Source organism: Chitinophaga sp., from assembly GCF_036569125.1.
Taxonomy (GTDB): Bacteria; Bacteroidota; Bacteroidia; order Chitinophagales; family Chitinophagaceae; genus Chitinophaga.
The window spans coordinates 1-3,043 of record NZ_DATCRF010000340.1; the positions used below are offsets into that span (position 1 = coordinate 1).

Here is a 3,043-nt window from a genome sequence, read left to right on the forward strand (position 1 = left end):
ACCAAGGTGCTGGACGATAGCTACCGCAAGTCATCTGCCCTGATCGTAAAAACTTTCAAAGAGCAGCAGCGTAAAGATGGCAAAGGCCCTTACAAGTTCCAGCGTGTTACGCCGGTGCAGTCAGATACAGTGGCCAACAGCGGTTATGGCGCGCCCATTTCCCCGGTAGGGCTGATTGTATCTACCTTCCGTCCTTCGGACGATGCTACGGTGTTCCCCTTCCTGATCCCTTCCAACATGTTTGCCGTAGTATCCCTGCGTCAGCTGGCAGAGATCAGCAGCACCGTTTGGAAAGATGCCGCTTTTGCCAAAGAATGTACGGACCTGGCCAATGAGGTAGACCGTGCCATTAAGGCTTATGCCGTGGTAGAACATCCGCAGCTGGGCCATATGTATGCTTTTGAGGTAGATGGTTTTGGCAACCGCCTGTTTATAGACGATACCAATGTACCCAGCCTCTTATCCATCCCTTACCTGGGATATACCACGGCAGATGATCCCTTGTACCAAACGGCCCGCCGTTTTGTATGGAGCACCTTTCACCCATGGTTTTACCAGGGTAAGTATGGCGATGGCGTAGGCAGCCCGCACACGGGTGTAGACTACATCTGGCCCATGAGCATTATTATGAAAGCCCTCACCACACAGAATAAGGAGGAGATTGCAGAATGCATCCGCACCATCCGTAATACGGATGGGGATAAAGGGTTTATCCATGAATCTTACCAGAAGGATGATCCGACCAAGTTCACCCGGCCCTGGTTTTCATGGGCCAACACCCTGTTTGGTGAGCTGATCATGAAAGTGAGCCAGGAATACCCGGAACTACTAAAAAGACAGTACAGTTTATAATTCAAAGTTGAAGTGAAGGGAGCACTGGACAGCTCCCTTCCACTTTTATATACATTGCACGCTTACGCTTCACCTTTTATCTTCCCTCGCCATGCCCCCGGAAAAAATTTACGCCGACCGTTTAGCCCAGCTACAGCAACAGATCACACAGGCCCGCAGCCAGCTGCAGGTATTGGGCTGGGTGCGCCTGGGCTGCTTTGTGGGCATACTGGTATGCGCCTGGCAATACATTGCAAAGAATTTTGAATCCGTATGGTGGCTGCCCATTGCGGCACTGCTGGCGGGTTTTATATATGCCCTGGCAAAATATCAGAAAGTAAAGGACAGGCTGGAGCTGCTGCAAACATTGCAGCAGCTGAATGAAAAGGAGCTGCACCTGCAAACTACCTACGAGTCCCGTTTTGAAGCCGGGAATGATTTTGTAGAGGAGCAGCACCCCTTTGGTACGGACCTGGATGTTTTCGGCCCGGCCTCTTTATACCAGCATATAAACCGTACCGGTACCTTAATGGGCCGGCGGGAGCTGGCCTATGCGCTGCAGTTCCCTTTACAGGAAACCGCTGCCATACAGCAAATGCAGGCGGCTGTAAAAGAATTAGCGCCTAAAGTGGAGTTTCGCCAGTTGCTCACCGCGCAGGCCATGCTGGCGCATGAAACTCCTGCTGACCGGGCTTCCCTGCAGCAATGGCTGCAAATGCCTTTTTCTTTTATAGATAAGAAATGGCTGCGCATCCTTAGCTGGGTGAGCCCCGCCTGTTTGATCATTAGCATCATTATATATAGCTATACCGGTAATTATTATCCCGCCACTTTTTTCTTAACGTTAAACTGGGTGCTGCTGGGATCAAAGTCCAGGCAAATGCTGGCGCAGCATCATCAGTTAAGTAATAAGGAGCAGGTATTACGCAAATTTGCCGCGCTGCTGCAGCTGGTCAAAAATGAGCCGTTTGAAACCTCCGGGCTGCTTAAAACACAACAGCAGCAGGCTGCAGTGGCAGGGGATGCGCTGCACCGGCTGGCCCGCATCAGCAATGCGCTGGATCAAAGCCTGAACCTGATAGTAGCTACTGTGCTGAACTCTCTGGTGCTATACAGCCTGCATTGCATGTTTAGCCTGGAAAAGTGGAAAGCCCGCTACCAGCACCAGGTGCAGGACTGGATGCAGGTGATCGCACGCATGGAAGCCTGGGGCAGCCTGGCTACTTTTGCCTTTAACCATCCCGCCTATATCTTCCCGGAAGCTACTGAACAGGGCGGGCTGGAAGCCACGGCAGTCGGCCATCCGCTGATACCGGCCAAAGAATGCGTAACCAACAGCATTACGGTGGGCCGCCCCCAGCATTTCCTTATTATTACGGGTTCCAACATGAGCGGCAAAAGCACTTTTTTACGCAGCGTAGGCAGCAACCTGCTGCTGGCCATGTGTGGTGCGCCGGTATGTGCGGAAAAGTTTTCCTTTACGCCCGTGCACATCATGACCTCCATGCGCATTAAGGATTCCATTGCCCGGCATACCTCTTATTTCCAGGCAGAGCTGCTACGCCTGCAGCAGATCGTAAAAGTGCTGCAGCGCGGTGGTAACGTATTTATATTATTGGATGAGATCCTGAAAGGCACCAACTCGGCCGACAAGCTTACCGGCTCACAACAATTGATCACCCATCTTTTACAATATAATTGCCTGGGCATGATAGCTACCCACGACCTGGAGCTGGGGCAGCTGGAGCAGGTATACCCGCAGCAGATCCGGAACTATTGTTTTGAAAGCACCATCCAGGAAAATCATTTGTACTTCGATTACCGCATCCGCGAAGGCATTGCCCATAATAAGAACGCTACTTTCCTGATGCAGCAAATGGGGATTATTTAATATGCTGATGTGCTAATATGCTAATGTGCTGATTTTTGTTGTTTGCCACATGCTCCTGATATATCAGTATACACCAGCACATTAGCATATTAGCACATCAGCACATCAATTTTAATTTGGTAGATAGCTAATTAATTTAGTATTTTTACTAAAATAATTAGTATATGACTTTGCCTTTCCAGGAAGGGGGCGCGCCGGAAAATTCATATTATAAGGGCAGGGGCGCGCAGCTGAATCCAAAGAATAAATTCCTGCAAAGTGAATACGCGCAGGATCACCCGGAAGGGATCGATGAATGGTGGCAGGCGGATGTGCCTACCC

2 protein-coding genes are annotated in these 3,043 nt (G+C 50.4%); both read left to right on the plus strand.

Features of this window, described 5'->3' with window-relative positions; translation table 11 throughout:
* Positions 1-852 (plus strand): glycoside hydrolase family 125 protein (locus tag VIM87_RS12540; RefSeq protein ID WP_331997325.1); only part of this gene is annotated, 852 nt, incomplete at its 5' end.
* Between the two features lie 91 nt (positions 853-943).
* Positions 944-2,722 carry a MutS-related protein gene (locus tag VIM87_RS12545; protein ID WP_331997326.1) on the plus strand — a complete coding sequence of 593 codons (1,779 nt, stop codon included), beginning with the start codon at positions 944-946 and terminating at the stop codon, positions 2,720-2,722.
* Positions 2,723-3,043 lie beyond the last annotated feature (321 nt).

Coding starts and splice junctions, on each gene's coding strand:
- VIM87_RS12545 (WP_331997326.1), top strand. CDS start 944: ATGCCCCCGGAAAAAATTTACGCCGACCGTTTAGCCCAGCTACAGCAA.